Raw genomic sequence first — 16250 nt, 5'->3', positions numbered from 1 at the left:
CAGCACGCGGAGGGGAATGCTGATGCCCGGCCACTTTCTTCTCGGCCCGATCGAGGTTCAGGTCGTTAACCTGATGATGGCGTGCCGGGCTGCCTCATACGCCGCGAGGACGGCCTGGTCGCGGGCGTGGTCTGCGCATCGGCTGCCGCCGGGTTGCGGACTGCAGTCGGGGCACCATCCGTAGTAGTCCCGGTAGTCGGCGGCTTCTTCGAGTGCGGCGATGATGGCGGGCAGGTGCGTGACCAGCGGTTCGGCCGCGCAGGCGAACTCCCGCGCGGCGACCAGGACCTCGCTCATGGCCACCGGAGGGTCATCCGGTCGACGGTCGTTGCTCGGCGGTGGTTCTTCTTGGGTGAGAGCCGGCACGCGGGTGAGTGTTTCGGTGAGGTGCCGGTGTCGCAGGCGAAGCTGGGTGATGGCGGGTTGATGTTCGCTGGTGAACGGCTTGGGCATCGCCGGGCTATCGGCCGGTGGGTTGGGGCTGGGCATCGTGGCTCACCGCCTGTTGGTGGCCGGTGGCGTATCCGGGCCGGTGTCGGGTTGGAGCGCCGGTGCGGGGCCGACGGCGGGTCGCCAGGTAGGGACGGCGGTCCCTGGCGGTGGCGGAGTGGTGTGCGGCGGGGTGCCCGTACGGGGCGTGCCGGTGATGGTGGGGGTGGCGGATCCGGTTCCGGTGATGGTGTCGAGGTTGAAGATCGCCGTGTCGTGGTAGAAGCGGCGGGTCGCCTCGGTGGCGGCGTGATCTTGAGCGATGTCGAACCACGTCCCCACGCGCCGGGTGCCGCTGTGCAGGAGGGATTGGCGGGCGGTGGTGCGGGTTTTGGTGAGGGCGGCCATCGGGTCCATCCCCCCGTGTTCGATCTCGTCGGTCACGGTCATCCACCAGCGGGCATACGGCTGGGCGTGCGCAACGCGGCCCATCGCCGCCGCGAACTTGTGGTCCTCACCCTCGTCCAGGACGAACGTGAGATCGGCGCGGGCGCGCATCGCCTCGTCCAGCGCCTGATCGCGCAGGTTGAACAGGTGGTCGCAGAAGGCGTTCACGGTGTCCTCCTCGTGTAACGGGTTCGTTCTCGTGCCGGTTCGATGACGGCCCACGACGGGGCCGGGTGAGGGTGGCTCGCCTTGTCACGACCGGTCCAGGCAAAACCTCTGGGGCCCAGGGCGGGACGCAGCCGGGGAACCACCCGGGGGCCTCCGGTGTCAGGTGGTGCGCAGGGCGCGAGTGGCGGCACGGCCGATGACATCGGCGGTCTCGGCCGGGTTGGTGAGGGTGATCAGGTGAGCGCCGTCCATAGGGACGGCCATACCGAGCGCGAGCCACAGGACGGCGCAGCCGTGCCCGGTCAGGCGGTTGATGCGTTCTTTCCCGCCGATCAGCTCCGGCTCGCGGAAGAGGCCGTCGGAGACGATGACGAGCAGGCTGGCCGCGTCCGGGCGGGTCAGCTCCACGGCGGCGTCGAGGGCGTCGACGGCTTCGCAGAACTGCTCGTAGGGGTCGATGGCTTTGAACTCCCGCACGCGCGCCGGGGTTTTGCCGGGGTAGGTGATGGGCTGGACTCGTTTGCCGAAGATGACGGTGGCCGAGCGGGCGTCGGGGACGCTGGCGGCGGCTTTGGCGAGGATCCAGGCGGTGGAGGCGATCGGGGCGGCCAGTTCGCGCATGGATCCGGATACGTCACAGGCGATCCCGAGCCGCAGCGGTGGGGTGGGGGTGTGACGGCGGGTGGTCTGGGTGAACGGCTCGGCGGTGGGGGTAGCACCGGCGGCGCGTTGGGCGTCGGCGGCGAGCGCGCCGCGCATTCGGAGCCGTCCGGGTGGTGTCGTCGACGTGGTCGTGGTGGTGGTGCGTTCCCGGTGGGCGGCGGCCTTCAGGTGCCGGGCGAGCTTACGTGCGGCGGCTTGTTCGGCTGGTGTGGGTGGGCGGGTGCCGGTGATCCGATCCGCGCCGCTGCCCGAGCCGCCGGAGGTGAACACGCGCCCGGCGGCGTGGGTGGCGCGGCGGTGGGCGTCGCGTTCGGCGGCGCGCTTGGCCACGCGTGAGGGGCCAGCGGGCGGTGCGGGGGGTGCGTCGGCCTCGGCCACGGCGATCAATACGGCGGTGATCGCTTCGGTCAACGGTGACGGTGCGCTCGACTCGCCGGCCTTCCCCTCCTCTTCTTCTTCGTCTTCGGGGGTTGGCGGGGGTTCCTCTGGGTGGGCGTCGAGGATGGTGCACCAGCGGCGGCCGAGTTCGAGCATCGCCTCATCGTCGTCATCGGCGGTGGTGTGGGCGAGGTGCCATAGAGCGGACAAGGCGCTCAGGCGGCTCGCCCCGAGAACACCGGTGATGACGGCGGCGAGGGTTTCGGTCTCCTCGGCCTCCAAGACTCCGGCGTCCACGCGGGCGAGCACGAGCGCGGCGGCACGCGCGGCCTCCCACGGCGTCATCGCCACCTGCCGAACCTCCGCAGATGCCCCTGTCTTTGGACCGGTGCCGGTGGCGGGCGCGGTGGTGGTCGTCGCTGGGGTGGTGAAGTCGGCGAGGACGAGTTGGCGGGCCGAGGCGCGCAGCCATCTGCGGTCAGCGGGACGGCCGCGCAGATGCGCGGCCTCGATCCGCGATTCCTCCAGCATGGTCGCGGCCTCCAGATGCGCGCTGGTGGCAGCCTCGTCTCCGCCTCCGCCGGTGCTGGCGGGGGCGGTTGTGGTGGAGGCGTTGATGGCGGCGGTGCGGGCGTGCCAGTGGCTGTGACGAACATGCGCGCTCTCGTGCAGGAACACCCCCCACAGCGCCGGGTAGCGTTCGCGGTCTGAGGGGCGGCGGGGATCGCAGGTGGACGGTGCGTGGCCGAGGTGGGTGCCGTCGAGTTCGATGGTGGCCAGGGCGGGGATGAAACAGCCCGGCGAACCCTGCCCGGCACCGGGCGCGCAGGTGACGGTCAGGTCATCGCGGCCGGTGAGGGTTTCGGCCTGTTCGGTCAGCGCGGCCGATAGCCGTAGCCATCCGCCTGCGGGAATGCGCGGGTCGGGGGTGGTGGCGATCAGGTGACCGGTCATCACGGGTGTCCTTTCCGGTGCGGTGGGTGTGGGTCAGAGTTGGCGACCCAGGGCGAGCGGGGTGATCTTCTGGCCGTAGACCGAACGGATGACCTCGGCGGCCTCGTCGCGGTCTTCTTCGGGGACGATTCCGATCAGGTTCGCCACGGCGGCCTCGACCCCGAGGACGCGGGCGATCTTTTGGTAGGCGATCAGCTCGCGTAGTTGCGGTGCCCAGCCGATGACGCCCGCTTCGGCGCGGGCGGAAAGGTTGCGGGCGACTTTGATCGCACGGGAGTCGATCTTCAGGGTGCGGGCGAGGTCATAGTCGGTGGACACCCGGATCTGAGCGGAGAACCGGGAGGCGAGGGCGTCGGTGAGGACCGCGCCGTGGACGCCGGGGTTGTGCCCGGCGATCACGTAGAAGCCGTCTTTGGCGGTGATCGTCTCACCGGTGTGGGCCTTGACGGTGATCTGACGGCGGCCGTCCATCGCCGGGTACACCACCGCGAGCACCTTCGGAGAGATCAGCGTGGCGTCGTCGATGAACAGGCACCGGCCCTCGGTCATGGCGGTCACCAGCGGCCCGTAGACGAACTCATACGTCCCGGCCTTGGTCTGGGTGTACTCGCCGACGAAGTCGGCCACGGCGGTATCCCCGTCCCCCGCCACCGTGATCAGGTCATCAAAGGCCGCCTCGACCAGCGATGTTTTCCCCGTCCCCGGCGGCCCGTACAACAAGGCGGGGATGTGGGCTTTGCGTAGCCGCCGCAGCGCGTCCACATCCGCCAGGTCGGCCAGTACGCGCGGGTGGTAGGCCTGCCCGTTCGGGCGGCGCACCACCCCACCCGCCGGTTTCCCCCCGCTCCCCGAGGCGGGCTTCCCGGCGGGTGCGGCGGCCGGTGCCCCGGTACCGCCCGACTCGCTCGAGGTCGCGCCCGGTGAGGGCGGGCTGGCCGAGGGGCTGCCGGGGGACGGTCCACCGGCGGTGCCGCTGCTCGAGCCGCCACCGGTGGTGTGGTGGCGGGGTGGGGAGGTGCCTTTGGCAGCGTCGGCGGTGGTTGGGGTCGCGGTGAACCGGCGGGGTTTGGTGTTCACCTGCGCGGCGTGGCCGCTGGCCGTAAGGGTTTCCAACGCGTTCGCGACCGCGCCGGAGGACCGGTTGCCCAACGCGCGGGCGATTTGCCCGGGGGTGTGCGCGCCGGGTGTGGCGGTTAGGTGCGCGGCCACTTGGCGGCGTAGTTCCCCTTGGCCGAGGCGGCCGGTCGGTGTCGTGCGGGCGGCGAAACCCACCGGTCCGCAAGCGGTCGTCGTGGGAATGGCAGGGCTGGTCATGGCAGGACCTCCACAAACATCACGCGAACCAACGGGGCGGTGCCGGGGCGGGACGCCTTCCCTAAGGGGGAGGCCGCCCCGCCCCACGGGGACCGGTCAACTCGTGGCGGCGGCTTTCGCGCCGGATGCGGTGCCATCGGCGGTCTCGGTGGCGGTGGTGGTGAACCGGCGGGGGCGGTCGCAGGTCAGCACCGCCTGCCCTTCCTCGGTCAACTTGTCCAGCGCGTTGGCGATCGCGCCCGCCGAATGCCCGATGACCTTGCCGATCTCGTGCGGGGTCAGTTGCAGGCCCGGGTGGGCGGCCAGGTGCGCGGCGACCTTGGACCGCAACTCGCCCGGGTGCGAACGCGGTTGGCCCGACCCGCTGCGCGCACGCGGCTTCGCGGCGGCCTTGATCAACCGGCGGGCCTTCGCCGAGTCGCCGTAGATCGTCTCGGCGGCCTCCAACACCGCCGACCGATCGCCCGCGTTCAGCGCATCGCTGGCGGCGTTGATCACGGCGGTCAGCGCCGCCAACGCCTCGCGCGCCTCGGTCACCGCCGCCTCATCCATCGCCTCCCCCGCCGCATCACCGTCACCGGTCAGCTGGTCCGCATCGCCGGAGGCGTCGGTGTCGACGGTGGCGGTGGTGCCGGTGCCCGTGTCGGTGTCGGGCTCCTCGAGGGGCGAGGCGGCAGGGGTGTCATCGGCGGCATCCGGGACACCGGCGTCGGTGCTGTCGCCGTCGGCCGGGGTGGCGTCGGCGGGGGTGGCGTTCCAGGTGTCGGCGGCGCGCTTGCCACCGATGTTTCCGCCGGGGGTGCGGGCGGCGTACCCCGCCATCTCAAGATCCTTCAGCGCGCGGTGGACGGTGGCCTTCGCCACCCCCGCTTCCGTCGCGAGCGTCGCGGCGGTCGCACCGGGATTGTCGGTCAGCGCCGACCACACGGCCCCAGCGATCCGGTCCGGCGCGGGCCGGGTGTCGGCATCGGTGACGGTTTCCGGGGCGTCAGCGGCCGCATGAGCGCCGTTTCCGGCGGTGTTTTCCGTGGTGTCCACCTGGAGTTTGGCGGGGGTTTTCGTGGCCGTCATTGCGGGCTCCTTCTGTCGAGTCCGACACCATTGAATTGGTGGCGTGTTCCGTTGTTCGGAGCTCGACCATTTCTCCACACCGGCGACCAGGCAATAGGGCTAGCGAATTTTCTCGCTAACCGAAACGGCTGGACCACCTCACCTTCACAACCATGCCGATCAGCCGCTCTACCTCCGCAAACGCGGTCCAGTCAATAACCGCACGCCGATTCGAAACGGCTGGCCATACTTACCCACCGGCGACGGTATTCAACTTGACTTCACCTCGAGGTCGAGCCTTAATGGAATTACGACACCCGGACAACCTAAAAGAAGATCAGATTATGAAAGGGGAATGCCGCGTGTATGTCAGCGACCAGGAAGCCTGGATAATCACAAACGCTGGTTTGACCGTAGACGATCTCGAACAATTCTCCGAGATCAGCGATCTTCATGCATGCGCCGCCGATGGGGTGATCATCGCTGCACGGCTGATCACGCGGATCGAAGATGATCTACGGGCGAAGATCGAGCAGGCATATCGTGATCTTGAGTGTGCGGATGCCGCGCTGACGGCAGGTGAGGCGATCAACGGACGCGGCGTGCTCGAATACACCGCTACCGAGATCGACATGCTCGCCGCCCGCCGCGCCGACGCCTACACCGGACTCGCCGCCGCATGCCGCACCGCCGCCGCCCTACTCGCCCCCGCCCGGACGTGACAAAAGAGCCGGTGGGGCGGCTCGCCCGCCCCACCGGCGCCGAAGGTGACCGGTCTCTTTGAGGGGACTCGCCCGCAAGGCAGTGATCGGCGGGCGAGCCGGCGGCCGCATCACTCGAGCGATTCACGAGTAGCACCGCCAGGGAAATACACCCAACGGCACTCGAACCGAACGTCAACGGTAGTGGCATATCGCCTACCCGCCGCGCGCATTCGACACAAGGTTCGTTATGGGAGTCGGGAGGACCATCGGCATGCCCAGAACCGTCCTGGCCTGTGCGAACGGCGTCTGCCGGGGCTACCGGCCTGGTCGGTAGGCCGACCAGTAGAGGACCGGCAATCTCACCTAGGCCGCAAGCAAGTGGTGCCACACCCGGGCTTTCGCACCGACTGCACGGAGTCCCCTGGTGCAGCGGGGCCTGTAACCGCCGCCATCACCCTTAATCACGGCACCGGCCTGCATCGCCTCGCCCACGCATTTACCCGCCTTCCCGCTATGTTGCTCGCTGAGCACCGCGGTGTGTTCGATCAGTCGACCCGGAGAGGTCGACAGCACGAGGCTCACATGCCCTCGCCTGCCGTTGGTGCTCCTGCCGCCAGCGACCTGCTCACTCGGTACGCCGCTTCCCGCTATAGCCCCTCACCGCTGTGAAGCGGCGATCCGCCGGACGATCGATGCACGACCTGATCACAAAGGTCGCCGAGCAGCGCATGCACGAGATTGGGTTCGTCGGCCCTGGACGAGAACCTTGACACTCACCGCCCCGGCCAGTTCCTGGTCTTCTCTATCTTCCCTGCACTGGTGGAGTTCGACTGCGAACTCATCGACGCCGCCCTGAGAGGGATGCCGCCTCGCCTGTACCTCTTAAATGACGACACCGGGCGATGTCATTGCGGCAGGATGACTTGCGTGGGGATAACCAAAATGGACGACCCAAAGGCGACATCTGGGACTAATTACGGTCGCTTGGTGCTGTTCGCGTACGTGATCTTGTGGGACCTTGAACCGGCGCACCGGATCGAGCGGGCGTTGCTGATCGTGCGGCATAGCGTGCTGTGGCGAGAGGGCGGCGACGTCCGGCGGCGCGTGTTGAGGCGCTGTTACTACACATCACCGAACGCCGCGGGCCGACCGCGCGCCTGGCTAAGGATCCACCAGATCCAGGCCGCTCTCGATCCCGGACTGGCCGAGGCCATCGAGGGGCTATCCCGCGGCGAACGCGTCGCGTACGTCCTGCAGCGCCTGGAGGGCCTGACCGCCGAGAAAACAATTGCGGAACTGCGGCGGATGCGCCTGCCCGTACCCGACGCCGTCATCGGCCACGCGGTCGACTCCGTCGACGCCGCGACCGAGCTGGACCCGGACGAGCAGCGCAGGGCGATCACCGCCCTGGATGTGACGACGGTCCCCGTCTCACCGCGATGGTCACCACGCCGTGCCCGCCCCCGGCTGGCCGCGCTACTCGCCGGCGTCCTGGCAGTGGCCCTGGCCAGTGTGGTGCTGGGATGGCCAGAGAAGAAGGCCTCGCTGGCGGTGGAGACCCGAGTCGACGCGCATCTCGCCTCCCTCGGGATATGGCCGTCCCGCGGCGACCGTCTGCACGACCACGCACTGCTCGGCCGCGCACGCGACGCATGGGAGGGCGTACCGGAAAACCCCAAGGAAGACGGCGACGATTACGGACCCGTCAAGCTGTACGGCCTTCGCGCGGTTCCCCATCCCCGGCCCGAGCCCGGGACGCTGAAGGTGCTGTTCGCCGGAACCGTCGGGTCGCGGCGGAGCGTGGTACTCGCCGACGGCGACCTTTACGCGCTGTACTCCGAGTACTCCGCGGCCTCCAAGGAGGATCGTGGCGGGTCCCTGACCGTCCAGACCGATCCGCCGGGCATGTCCGGCGCCAGTCCGTTGGCTCTCACTCCCCCGGGTTCGGCCGGCGGGACGCGGCTGGCGTATCTACTTCCCCCGGCTGCCGACCGCGTGGAGATCGCGACGCTGGAGGACGCGCAGCCAGCCTGGCGGTCCGTGACGGCGCGGGACGGCGTACTCACCATGCCGGAACGCGACGGGCCGGCCTGCCACCGGACGCTTTTCCGTGTGTTCGTCGAACACGACGACCCTGGAGCCGGTGTGTTCACTGGCCTGGACAACCCTCTGACGATGACGCAGGTCTCTTGGTCCCCGCCGCCTACTGAGCCACCCGATAAGGCGGATATCGACACCCGCTTGGTTCGCGATGTGATCTGCAACGACGAGTCCTTCCCCGTGAGCTACACGAGAGTGATCGATGAGGTCAGCGTCGAGAGCTTCTGGCACGGCACGCTGCCCGAGGCGCACCACCAGGGCGCGCTCGCGAGCCTCCTCATCCGGTACGGATGGGAACCGGACAACCTGCCGCAGGTGCTACGGCCCGTGAAGCAGGAGACCCAGACCCTGCTCATCGACCGACCATCCGGCAAGCCCGGCACGGCGCAGATCGTCAAACACGCCACCGATGACGGCGAGGGCGGCCTGCCCGAAGACACCACCTACGCCATCGCCTCCTGGCACGCTCCGTCCCACCGCTGGTACATGGTCGCCGGCGGCACGCCGGCCATCGTCCGGATGCGGGCGTGGGGCAAGCACAACAAGAAGGTGGAGGGGAACACACTGATCATCCGCGGCCCGAAAACTCACGAGTTCTACGGACCGGAATGGCACACGAGCGTCGACGCCGAGACCAAGTCCGGCGAACCAGGGACACTGCCGTGAACCCTTCGAGACGTCGTATCGCCGAAGCCGGTTCCCCTCCAGAAGCCAGAACCGGTCGGCTTCATCGGGCTACCGTTGCTCCACATGACGCATGCCGAAATCGAGATCACCGCGGAGTTGGTACGGGATCTGCTGCGCGACCAGCACCCCGACCTGGCCGATCACCCGGTCTCGGCGCGCGTGGCTGGGACAACCAGCTGTGGCGGCTCGGCGACGACCTCGCCGTCCGGTTGCCCTGGGCGACGCGGTCCGCGGACGCGCTGCTGCGCAAGGAGCACACCTGGCTGCCCGCCCTCGCCCCTCGCCTTCCGCTGCCGGTTCCCGTTCCGCAACGTCTCGGCGAGCCCTCCGCGCGGTTTCCGCAGTCCTGGATCGTCACCACCTGGGTGCCGGGCACACCTGCCGACCACGCCCCCGTCACGCGCGGTGCGGAGACGGCCACCGCCCTGGCCGCCTTCCTGACGGCACTTCACCGACCCGCTCCCGAGCGGGCGCCCGCCAGCCGGGACCGCGGAGGCCCGCTGGCCGACCACTCCGAGGGTTTCCTCAAGCAACTCGCCTCGGCCACCGAGCTGGGACTCATCCCCGACCCTGACGCCGCCCGCGCGGTCTGGGAAGACGCCGCCTCCGCGCCCGGCTGGACCGGTCCGGCACTGTGGCTCCACGGCGACCTGCATCCGGCCAACGTCCTCACCGCGGACGGCACCCTCTGCGGCGTGATCGACTTCGGTGACCTCTTCGCGGGCGACCCGGCCTGCGACCTCGCCGCCGCCTGGACTCTGCTTCCCGACGACACCGCCGACCGCTTCCATGCCGCCTACCGGCCGGCCCCGGACGCCGCGACTCTGCGCCGTGCCCGAGGATGGGCGGTCGGACACGCCGTCGCCGCGATCCGCATCGCGGACGCCGGCGTCCACGGCCGGCCCGGCGGCAAGCCCACCTGGGGCCCGCCCGCCCACGCCGCACTGCGACGCCTCATCGCGACCCACCGCTGACCAACCGGCTTCCCCACGCGCCAGAAGACCGTCGCGCCGATCCCGGCCATGCCGGTGTCGGCCTTCGGGGGCGTCGCTGGTGAAACCGACTCGAATGTCGACGTCGAATACCACCGAAGGTGACACCTTCATCGCAGCGCCGGCGCTTACGGCGTCTCGTGGTGCGGAGATAGCCTCCGGGCGACGTTATGGCCCCCTGATCCGGAGGAAACATGGCTCACCGCCTGGTCGAGCGCGGTGTCCTGGCCGCCGTCGCCCTGTCGTTCGCCGCCGGCGCCGGATGTTCCAACACCGCCACTGGCAGTCCGTCAGCGCCCGCCCGCACAGCGTCGACCGCACCGAAGGCGGCAGGCGGGGCAATCCCGATGGGGCCCGGCCCGCAGCACCCCTACACCGTGCAGAATCAGCCGCCAGCCGGCAGCTGCCACTACCGCCATACCGGCGACGGTCAACCGCTGCCGGACTTCTCCTGCACACCGGGGGCACTGAACCCCGACGTCACCCAGGCGACCCTGGCCACGACGATCTGCCGCCCCAGCGGCTACACCCGCGGCATCCGCCCACCGGCCGAAATTACCGGCACCGAAAAGCGCGCGAACGCGGCGTCGTACGGCTTCACCGACTCACTCCACGACGCCGAGTACGACCATCTGGTCAGCCTCGAGCTGGGCGGGGACCCCAACGACCCGCACAACCTATGGGTCGAGCCGCCCTCCCCCGGCCACGCCCCGGGCAGCGGACCGAACAACCCCAAAGACGCCGTAGAGAACCACCTACACACCGCCATATGCGCGAGGAAAGTCACGCTCTCCGCTGCACAGCAGGCGATCGCCACCGACTGGACCACCGCCGAGTCCAGCCTTGGCTTGACGTAACCGCGGTCGTCCAGCAGCACTCTCACACGATCTTTCGGGCTGCGAGCTAGTCGGTTGAGCCCGTGAGCTGGCTGCGTAGGGGTCACCGCCCGAGATCGGCTTCGGTTATCTCGTCGAGGAGGTTGTTGAGGAGGTCGACTCGGCGTTCGGTGTGGTCGGCGAGTGCGGTAACGACCAGGCTCAGGTCCAGGTCAGGTATCCGGGCCAGCAGGTTTCGTAGGCCTGGCCAGCCGCCGCCGTGCCGGTAGAGGCGGTGCCCGGCGTGTGATCGGACTCCAATGCCCCAGGCGTAGTCGATCGGTGTTCCGTCATCGAGGTGTCCTGGGGTCTGCATGAGTGCGGAGATTCCAAGTTCGTCGACGTTGAGGGCGTGACTCCATCGCAGTAGATCGGTGGCTGTTGTCCAGACGCCGCCGTCGCCGAGGGAGAGCGGGGCCGGATGAGGGTAAGCAAGCGGTGCGGCACCAGCAGGGGGGTGGGGCCCGGTCCAATAGCGGGTGGCAGCCATGCCGAGTGGAGTGAAGAACCGGTGGTGAGCGAAGTCAGGCAGTGGCTGATCGGCAGCCCGTTCCACCGCCGCGGCAAGGCAGACGTATCCGGCGTTTGAGTAGCTATGTTCGGTGCCCGGGAGATAGTCCAGGGTTGAGTGCGCGTCGATCTTGGAGTCGGCAGGAAGACCGGCGGTGTGGTGGAGCAGGTGCCGAAGCCGGACCATCCTGGCCCATGCCGGGAGTTGGGGCAGCCACTGTGACAGAGGGGTTTCAATGTCCAGTTCGCCGTGTTGGGACAGCAGCGCGGCGCAGGCCGCGGTCATCTGTTTCGACAGCGACGCGGCGTAGACGAGCGTGGTTGCGGTCGCCGGGTCATCGCTGGACGTCCGCCCCTGGGTCACGAAGAGCGATGGTGCGCCCTCCTGCTGCAGGCCGACCACGATCGGCTCGTCGGTGCGGTAGCCGGCCTCGGCGATCAGCACCTTCATTCGTCGTCGAAGCCGTGACATAGACCAGTTCTCCCGTTGAGTCCAGTGCTGATCAGCTGCATGGTCCGGTGCCGGTAGCACGGGGGGTTAGCTGGCGGATGTTGTCCGTTCCGTTGGTGTATCGACGTAGTCGGGTGATCTCCTCGTACTGGGCGGTGAGACGGCCCAGGGCTCCGGTTCGAAAGTCGTGATCTCGACGATTGTCTCCTCTTGCAGAGTCGGCCAGCCGCTCTTTGAGCGTGGCAATCTCGTTTTCAGCCGCTGGATTCGGCCCTGCGTTCCCGAACGTGTCCTGAGCCGCCAGCTAGTTGGAGGGCGTGATCACATAGCCATCCTTAAAGTGTGTTTGAGAAGTGGTCTAAGCGGGTGTATTCGAGGGGGCACCGGCCGGTCCGGGGGCGGGGTGTCCGCGCGGGCGAGGCGGCGCGTCATGGTGGTGATGGCGGCCCAGCCAGGCGGAGCCTGACGGAACCGCGCGATGTGGGCGGGGGTGGCGATCGGTGTGGAGTGTGGGGATCGTTCCCGGTGCGACGGCGTTGGCTGGGTCGATGCTATGCGCGCCAGGCACGACGACCTGCTCACGATCGCCTGGTGCTGGTGTCGGCCTCCGGGTTCACGGCCGCGGCCGCCAAAGCCCGCCGCTACAACATCGAGGCCGTCACCCCAGGCAGCCCATCCCCGAAGACGGCCCCCACGTCCAGCTGCGAGCCCATCGCGCCGAATTCCGCGACCTGACCTACAAGGACCTCACCTCGCTGCGCGGCGTGATCGAAATCGAGAGGCGGACCCGCGCGGTCGACCTGACCGCCGACCACCTTGTGCTCGACGCCGAGGGCCGCCAGCTCGGGCACGCCGCCGATCCAGGATGGTCTGGGCGGGAAGGTGATCGTAGAGCGCGCCTTCCTCGGGAAACCGCCAGACGGACTTGCGCGTCGATTGTCGTCATCGACCACGCGGGGACGTCCGCCGGTGCGTCCGCGGCGGACGGCGACCTCCAGGCCGTTGCGGGTGTACGCGAGTCGGGATATTGCTGGGCGTTCTAGGCTGGACGCCCACGATGCGCGAGGGAGGCCGAGGGTGCGCCGGGAACCAAGTTTGACCTATCAGGGGGCACTGCAGATTCTCGGCTGTTACGAGAGGTCGCTCGTCGACCGGCTGGACCGGCTGCTGGGCGGGGTGATCTTGGGTGCTGGGGCTGTTGCGGGCGCGGCGGCGCTGGGCGGTCCGGCGGCGGCCCCGCTGGCAGGGTTACAGGCGCTGTGGGGATGGGTGGATCAAAAGAGCGAGGCGGTCTCGCTGCTGCGTCGGGTCCTCGATGGTGTCTCCGGTCGGCTGGCCGGGACTACCGGCAGCGACCGGATCCGACTGGTTGGTGCGGCGCACACCACGATCGTGGTGGTGTCCTTCTTTGAAGCGCTACGCGACCGCATCGGTACCGAACGCTTCGGCGCGCTAGAGCTGACTGATGAGGAACAGCGGTACCTGGCGACCGGCGAACTACGCGAGACGCACCAGAGCGCAGTGGAGTTCCTGTACACCGCTGATGTGCGCGCCCCATCCGCCACCTGCGGGTTCGTGGAGAACCAGCGATGGGTCCGCGACTGGATGGCAGGGGTCGCGGAACGCGTGAAACGGTTTTTGACGGGGCTGGCGGCGTGGGAGCATTCCCCGGCTTCGTTGGACGGTATCGAGGACATCGCGCTCGCGAAGTACCGGTCGTTCTACATCCAGCTCGCCGCAACGGTCCCGGAATTTAGGGTGTGGGCCGCTTTGGCCGAGCACGCCGCCACCCGGAGTGAGATCCGCGACGTGACCGCCGACGTGCTGGCCGTGCTGGAGGATCAGGGCGTCGCGCTGTCGCGCGTCGAGAGGCTGCTGAGTTTGGTGGCCGGCGTACCGCGGCCCGAGCCGGACTTGTGCGCGGTACTGCACCGCGTGAACCGGGGCGCGCTCGATGAGCACATCGTGTCCGAGGACGCGGTGCGTGCCGAAGAGGGGTTGGCCTTCCCGACACTAGGCGAGGCGTTCATCAATCCGCGCTGCCGGCCCCCCGCATCAGCCGGTGAGGCGGCGTCGCGGATGGAGGGAGACAAATGGGACCACCAGAGGCCGCGGGTGGAGGGAAACAACATATGGGAGCACCAGCGGAGGCTTCAGGAGGTGGACCTGGTCCTCGCCGCTCACCTCACGACACCCGAGGCCACGCGTGTCCCGATGCTGATCCTGGGGCATCCCGGCGCCGGTAAAAGTCTGCTGACCAAGGTCCTGGCGGCCCGGCTGCCGCCCGCGGCGTATACGGTCGTGCGGGTGCCGCTGCGCCGGGTCGGCGCCGAGGCGCCGGTGTATGAGCAGATCCAGCAAGCGCTCGACCAGGCCACGCACCGCCGCGTCGACTGGGGACGGCTCACCGAGCAAGGCCGCGCCACGATCCGTGTCGTGCTGCTGGATGGGCTGGACGAACTGCTCCAGGCGGCGGGAAGCCGGGGTGGCTATCTTCAGGAGGTTGCCGAGTTCCAGCGCCGCGAGGCCGACCAGGATCTGCCGGTCGTGGTCGTGGTGACCTCGCGAACCGTTGTGGCCGACCGCGTCACCGTCCCGGACGGCACCACGGTGGTGAGGCTGGAAGGCTTCACCACGGAGCAGATCTCCGCCTGGCTCAGCACTTGGAACCGGGTCAACGCTCCCGCGATCGAGGCCGGCACCGTACGCGGCCTGAGCCCACAGACCGCGTTGATACATCCGGAACTGGCATGCCAACCGCTGCTGCTGTTGATGCTCGCCTTGTACGCGGCGGATCCGGCGGCGCCGGCGCTGGACACCGGCCTGTCACAAGCCGACCTGTACCGGCGGCTGCTGACCACGTTCACCCGCCGCGAAGTAGCGCGGACTCAGCCGCCGTTGAGCGAGGACGAGCTGCATGAGGCGATCCACGAGCAGATGTGGCAACTGTCGGTGTCGGCCTTCGCCATGTTCAACCGCGGCCGCCAAGACGTGACCGACGCCGATCTCGGTGCCGACCTGGCCGCGCTCGACGACACGCTCTCGCCGCGGTCCATTGAACTGGGGCGCCGGCTCATCGGCCGGTTCTTCTTCATCCACACCGCCGAGGCGAACAGCACCGGCGAGACCCACCGCTGCTATGAATTCATGCACGCCACCTTCGCCGAATACCTGCTGGCCCACGGCGTGATCGACGTGCTGGCCGACACGGCGCAGGCGGCCTTCGCCGCCCGCCGCGGCCTTCCCGACCCCAATGACGACCTGCTGTTCGCGCTCCTTTCCCACCAGTCACTGGCCGTCCGCAGGACGGCCCTCGACTTCATGAAGGAGCTGGTCGACGAACTCGACGATCAGCGAGCTGCGCAGCTCCGCCAGACGCTGGAGCTGCTCATCACGGACTGCCGTCACCGCCATGGCTCAGACCGCTACGCCGCCTACCGGCCGGTGCCACTCGACCGCGTTCGCGAGCTCGCCGCGTACTCGGCGAACCTGATCGTGCTGCGCACCCTCGCCGGGCCCTCGCCCGGTTCCGTCTCGCTGGCGCACTTGTGGCCTGACCAGCCTGGACCTGGTGCCGTATGGCGCTCGACCACAGCACTGTGGAAGGCCGGGTTGGATCCCGTCGGCTGGGAGTCGATGCTCGCTACCCTCAAGCTGACCTCCACGCCTACCGACGCAACGCACCCGAGCGTCGCCTTGACCTCAAATGACATCGTCATTTCCGTCGATCCAGACATCAAGAACGCCATGCTGGTCGGCGACACCGAGACGGTGGCACGACTGCGATGGGGGGCCGCGCTACGTGACAGCGCCGACTTCCGTGGACGCAACTGGACAGAAGATGCCCTAACAACGCTGGTGCCCCTGCTGGTGCTGCCCGATCGCACACGGGGCCCCGACGCGATGTCCTATCCAGATCCCGGTCGGCGCGATTCCGCCGAGGAGGCCGACGTTCTGTGGACCGTGGCAATGATCTTGAAGCTCTACAGCCCGTCCCTGTCCGCGGCACAAGCGCATCTCCTGGTGGGATGGATGCTGAACTTCCCCACGCCGCACCCTCCCTTCGACGGATACGCCCTGGCGGCGGCGGTCGCCGCACATCCCTCCCTGCTAAACCGATTCCCCCAGCTGAACGACCCGGCGACCTATCGCCAAGCGTCAGGTGCATGGGTCCTGCTCGGTGACGAGCCACAGCCCGAGCCTCACCTACAGCGCCTACAGCGCCTGCGCGAGCTGTTGAAACCTCCCCCCGACACCGATCCATTCCCGCATTTCCGGCAAGTCCTGCACGCCTACCAGCAGACGCGAGGGTCATCATGACCGGCTGATACCCCAGCACCAACCCGGCCGGCTCCCGCGACCGCGAGAGCCGGCCGGAAACGTCTGACGCACCGTCTCCTTAGAGGTCCTAACAAAATGATCACTGTTGCCCGGTGATGGTGGGTCTGCCTGTTTGATCTTCGGTGTGAGGAAGGGTGAGCAGCCACCGTGGATCGTGGCCGACAGCTTGTGGGAGCGGATCGAACCG

The 16250-nt window shown here is 68.7% G+C and carries 11 protein-coding genes and 1 pseudogene; 5 read left to right on the top strand and 7 right to left on the bottom strand.

Annotated features, from left to right (window positions below):
- Positions 1 to 57: 57 nt before the first annotated feature.
- From QSK37_RS37070 to QSK37_RS37050, 5 genes are all read right to left on the bottom strand, one after another.
- Positions 58 to 297, bottom strand: a complete 240-nt coding sequence (locus tag QSK37_RS37070) for a hypothetical protein (RefSeq protein ID WP_285630299.1) — start codon at positions 295 to 297, stop codon at positions 58 to 60.
- Between the two features lie 198 nt (positions 298 to 495).
- The gene (locus tag QSK37_RS37065) at positions 496 to 1044 is read right to left on the bottom strand and encodes a hypothetical protein (RefSeq protein WP_285630297.1); all 549 of its coding nucleotides are present in this window, start codon (positions 1042 to 1044) and stop codon (positions 496 to 498) included.
- A 159-nt stretch (positions 1045 to 1203) separates the two neighbouring features.
- A complete protein-coding gene (locus QSK37_RS37060) occupies positions 1204 to 3039 on the bottom strand; it encodes a vWA domain-containing protein (protein WP_285630295.1) in 1836 nt (611 codons plus the stop codon).
- Between the two features lie 33 nt (positions 3040 to 3072).
- The gene (locus QSK37_RS37055) at positions 3073 to 3858 is read right to left on the bottom strand and encodes an AAA family ATPase (RefSeq protein WP_285630293.1); all 786 of its coding nucleotides are present in this window, start codon (positions 3856 to 3858) and stop codon (positions 3073 to 3075) included.
- 591 nt (positions 3859 to 4449) lie between these two features.
- Positions 4450 to 5424: a winged helix-turn-helix transcriptional regulator gene (locus tag QSK37_RS37050; RefSeq protein ID WP_285630291.1), complete on the bottom strand. Its 975-nt coding sequence runs from the start codon at positions 5422 to 5424 to the stop codon at positions 4450 to 4452.
- 281 nt (positions 5425 to 5705) lie between these two features.
- Between QSK37_RS37050 and QSK37_RS37045 the strand changes: the two genes are divergently transcribed.
- From QSK37_RS37045 to QSK37_RS37030, 4 genes and pseudogenes are all read left to right on the top strand, one after another.
- Entirely contained in the window at positions 5706 to 6125 is a 420-nt protein-coding gene (locus QSK37_RS37045) for a hypothetical protein (RefSeq protein ID WP_285630289.1), read from the top strand.
- 801 nt (positions 6126 to 6926) lie between these two features.
- The gene (locus QSK37_RS37040) at positions 6927 to 8873 is read left to right on the top strand and encodes a hypothetical protein (protein WP_285630286.1); all 1947 of its coding nucleotides are present in this window, start codon (positions 6927 to 6929) and stop codon (positions 8871 to 8873) included.
- 84 nt (positions 8874 to 8957) lie between these two features.
- Positions 8958 to 9868 (top strand): annotated as a pseudogene (locus tag QSK37_RS37035) (aminoglycoside phosphotransferase family protein).
- A gap of 212 nt (positions 9869 to 10080) precedes the next feature.
- On the top strand, positions 10081 to 10743 hold the full coding sequence (locus QSK37_RS37030) for a hypothetical protein (protein WP_285630285.1): 663 nt from the start codon (positions 10081 to 10083) through the stop codon (positions 10741 to 10743).
- 82 nt (positions 10744 to 10825) lie between these two features.
- Here QSK37_RS37030 and QSK37_RS37025 read toward each other — a convergent pair whose 3' ends face one another.
- Both QSK37_RS37025 and QSK37_RS37020 read right to left on the bottom strand, forming a co-directional pair.
- Entirely contained in the window at positions 10826 to 11722 is an 897-nt protein-coding gene (locus QSK37_RS37025) for a serine hydrolase domain-containing protein (RefSeq protein ID WP_285630283.1), read from the bottom strand.
- 641 nt (positions 11723 to 12363) lie between these two features.
- A complete protein-coding gene (locus QSK37_RS37020; protein ID WP_285630281.1) occupies positions 12364 to 12675 on the bottom strand; it encodes a hypothetical protein in 312 nt (103 codons plus the stop codon).
- A 142-nt stretch (positions 12676 to 12817) separates the two neighbouring features.
- On the opposite strand from QSK37_RS37020, the gene QSK37_RS37015 reads away from it, so the two are divergent.
- Entirely contained in the window at positions 12818 to 16042 is a 3225-nt protein-coding gene (locus tag QSK37_RS37015) for an NACHT domain-containing protein (protein ID WP_285630278.1), read from the top strand.
- Positions 16043 to 16250 lie beyond the last annotated feature (208 nt).

Source organism: Actinoallomurus iriomotensis (assembly GCF_030269445.1).
GTDB lineage: Bacteria > Actinomycetota > Actinomycetes > Streptosporangiales > Streptosporangiaceae > Actinoallomurus > Actinoallomurus iriomotensis.
This window is presented reverse-complemented; position numbering and strand designations above follow the sequence as displayed.

Bases quoted from the DNA above. Each gene is read 5' to 3' on its own strand.
- QSK37_RS37070 (WP_285630299.1), bottom strand. From the start codon at position 297: ATGAGCGAGGTCCTGGTCGCCGCGCGGGAGTTCGCCTGCGCGGCCGAA.
- QSK37_RS37060 (WP_285630295.1), bottom strand. From the start codon at position 3,039: ATGACCGGTCACCTGATCGCCACCACCCCCGACCCGCGCATTCCCGCA.
- QSK37_RS37050 (WP_285630291.1), bottom strand. From the start codon at position 5,424: ATGACGGCCACGAAAACCCCCGCCAAACTCCAGGTGGACACCACGGAA.
- QSK37_RS37045 (WP_285630289.1), top strand. From the start codon at position 5,706: ATGGAATTACGACACCCGGACAACCTAAAAGAAGATCAGATTATGAAA.
- QSK37_RS37030 (WP_285630285.1), top strand. From the start codon at position 10,081: ATGGCTCACCGCCTGGTCGAGCGCGGTGTCCTGGCCGCCGTCGCCCTG.
- QSK37_RS37025 (WP_285630283.1), bottom strand. From the start codon at position 11,722: ATGAAGGTGCTGATCGCCGAGGCCGGCTACCGCACCGACGAGCCGATC.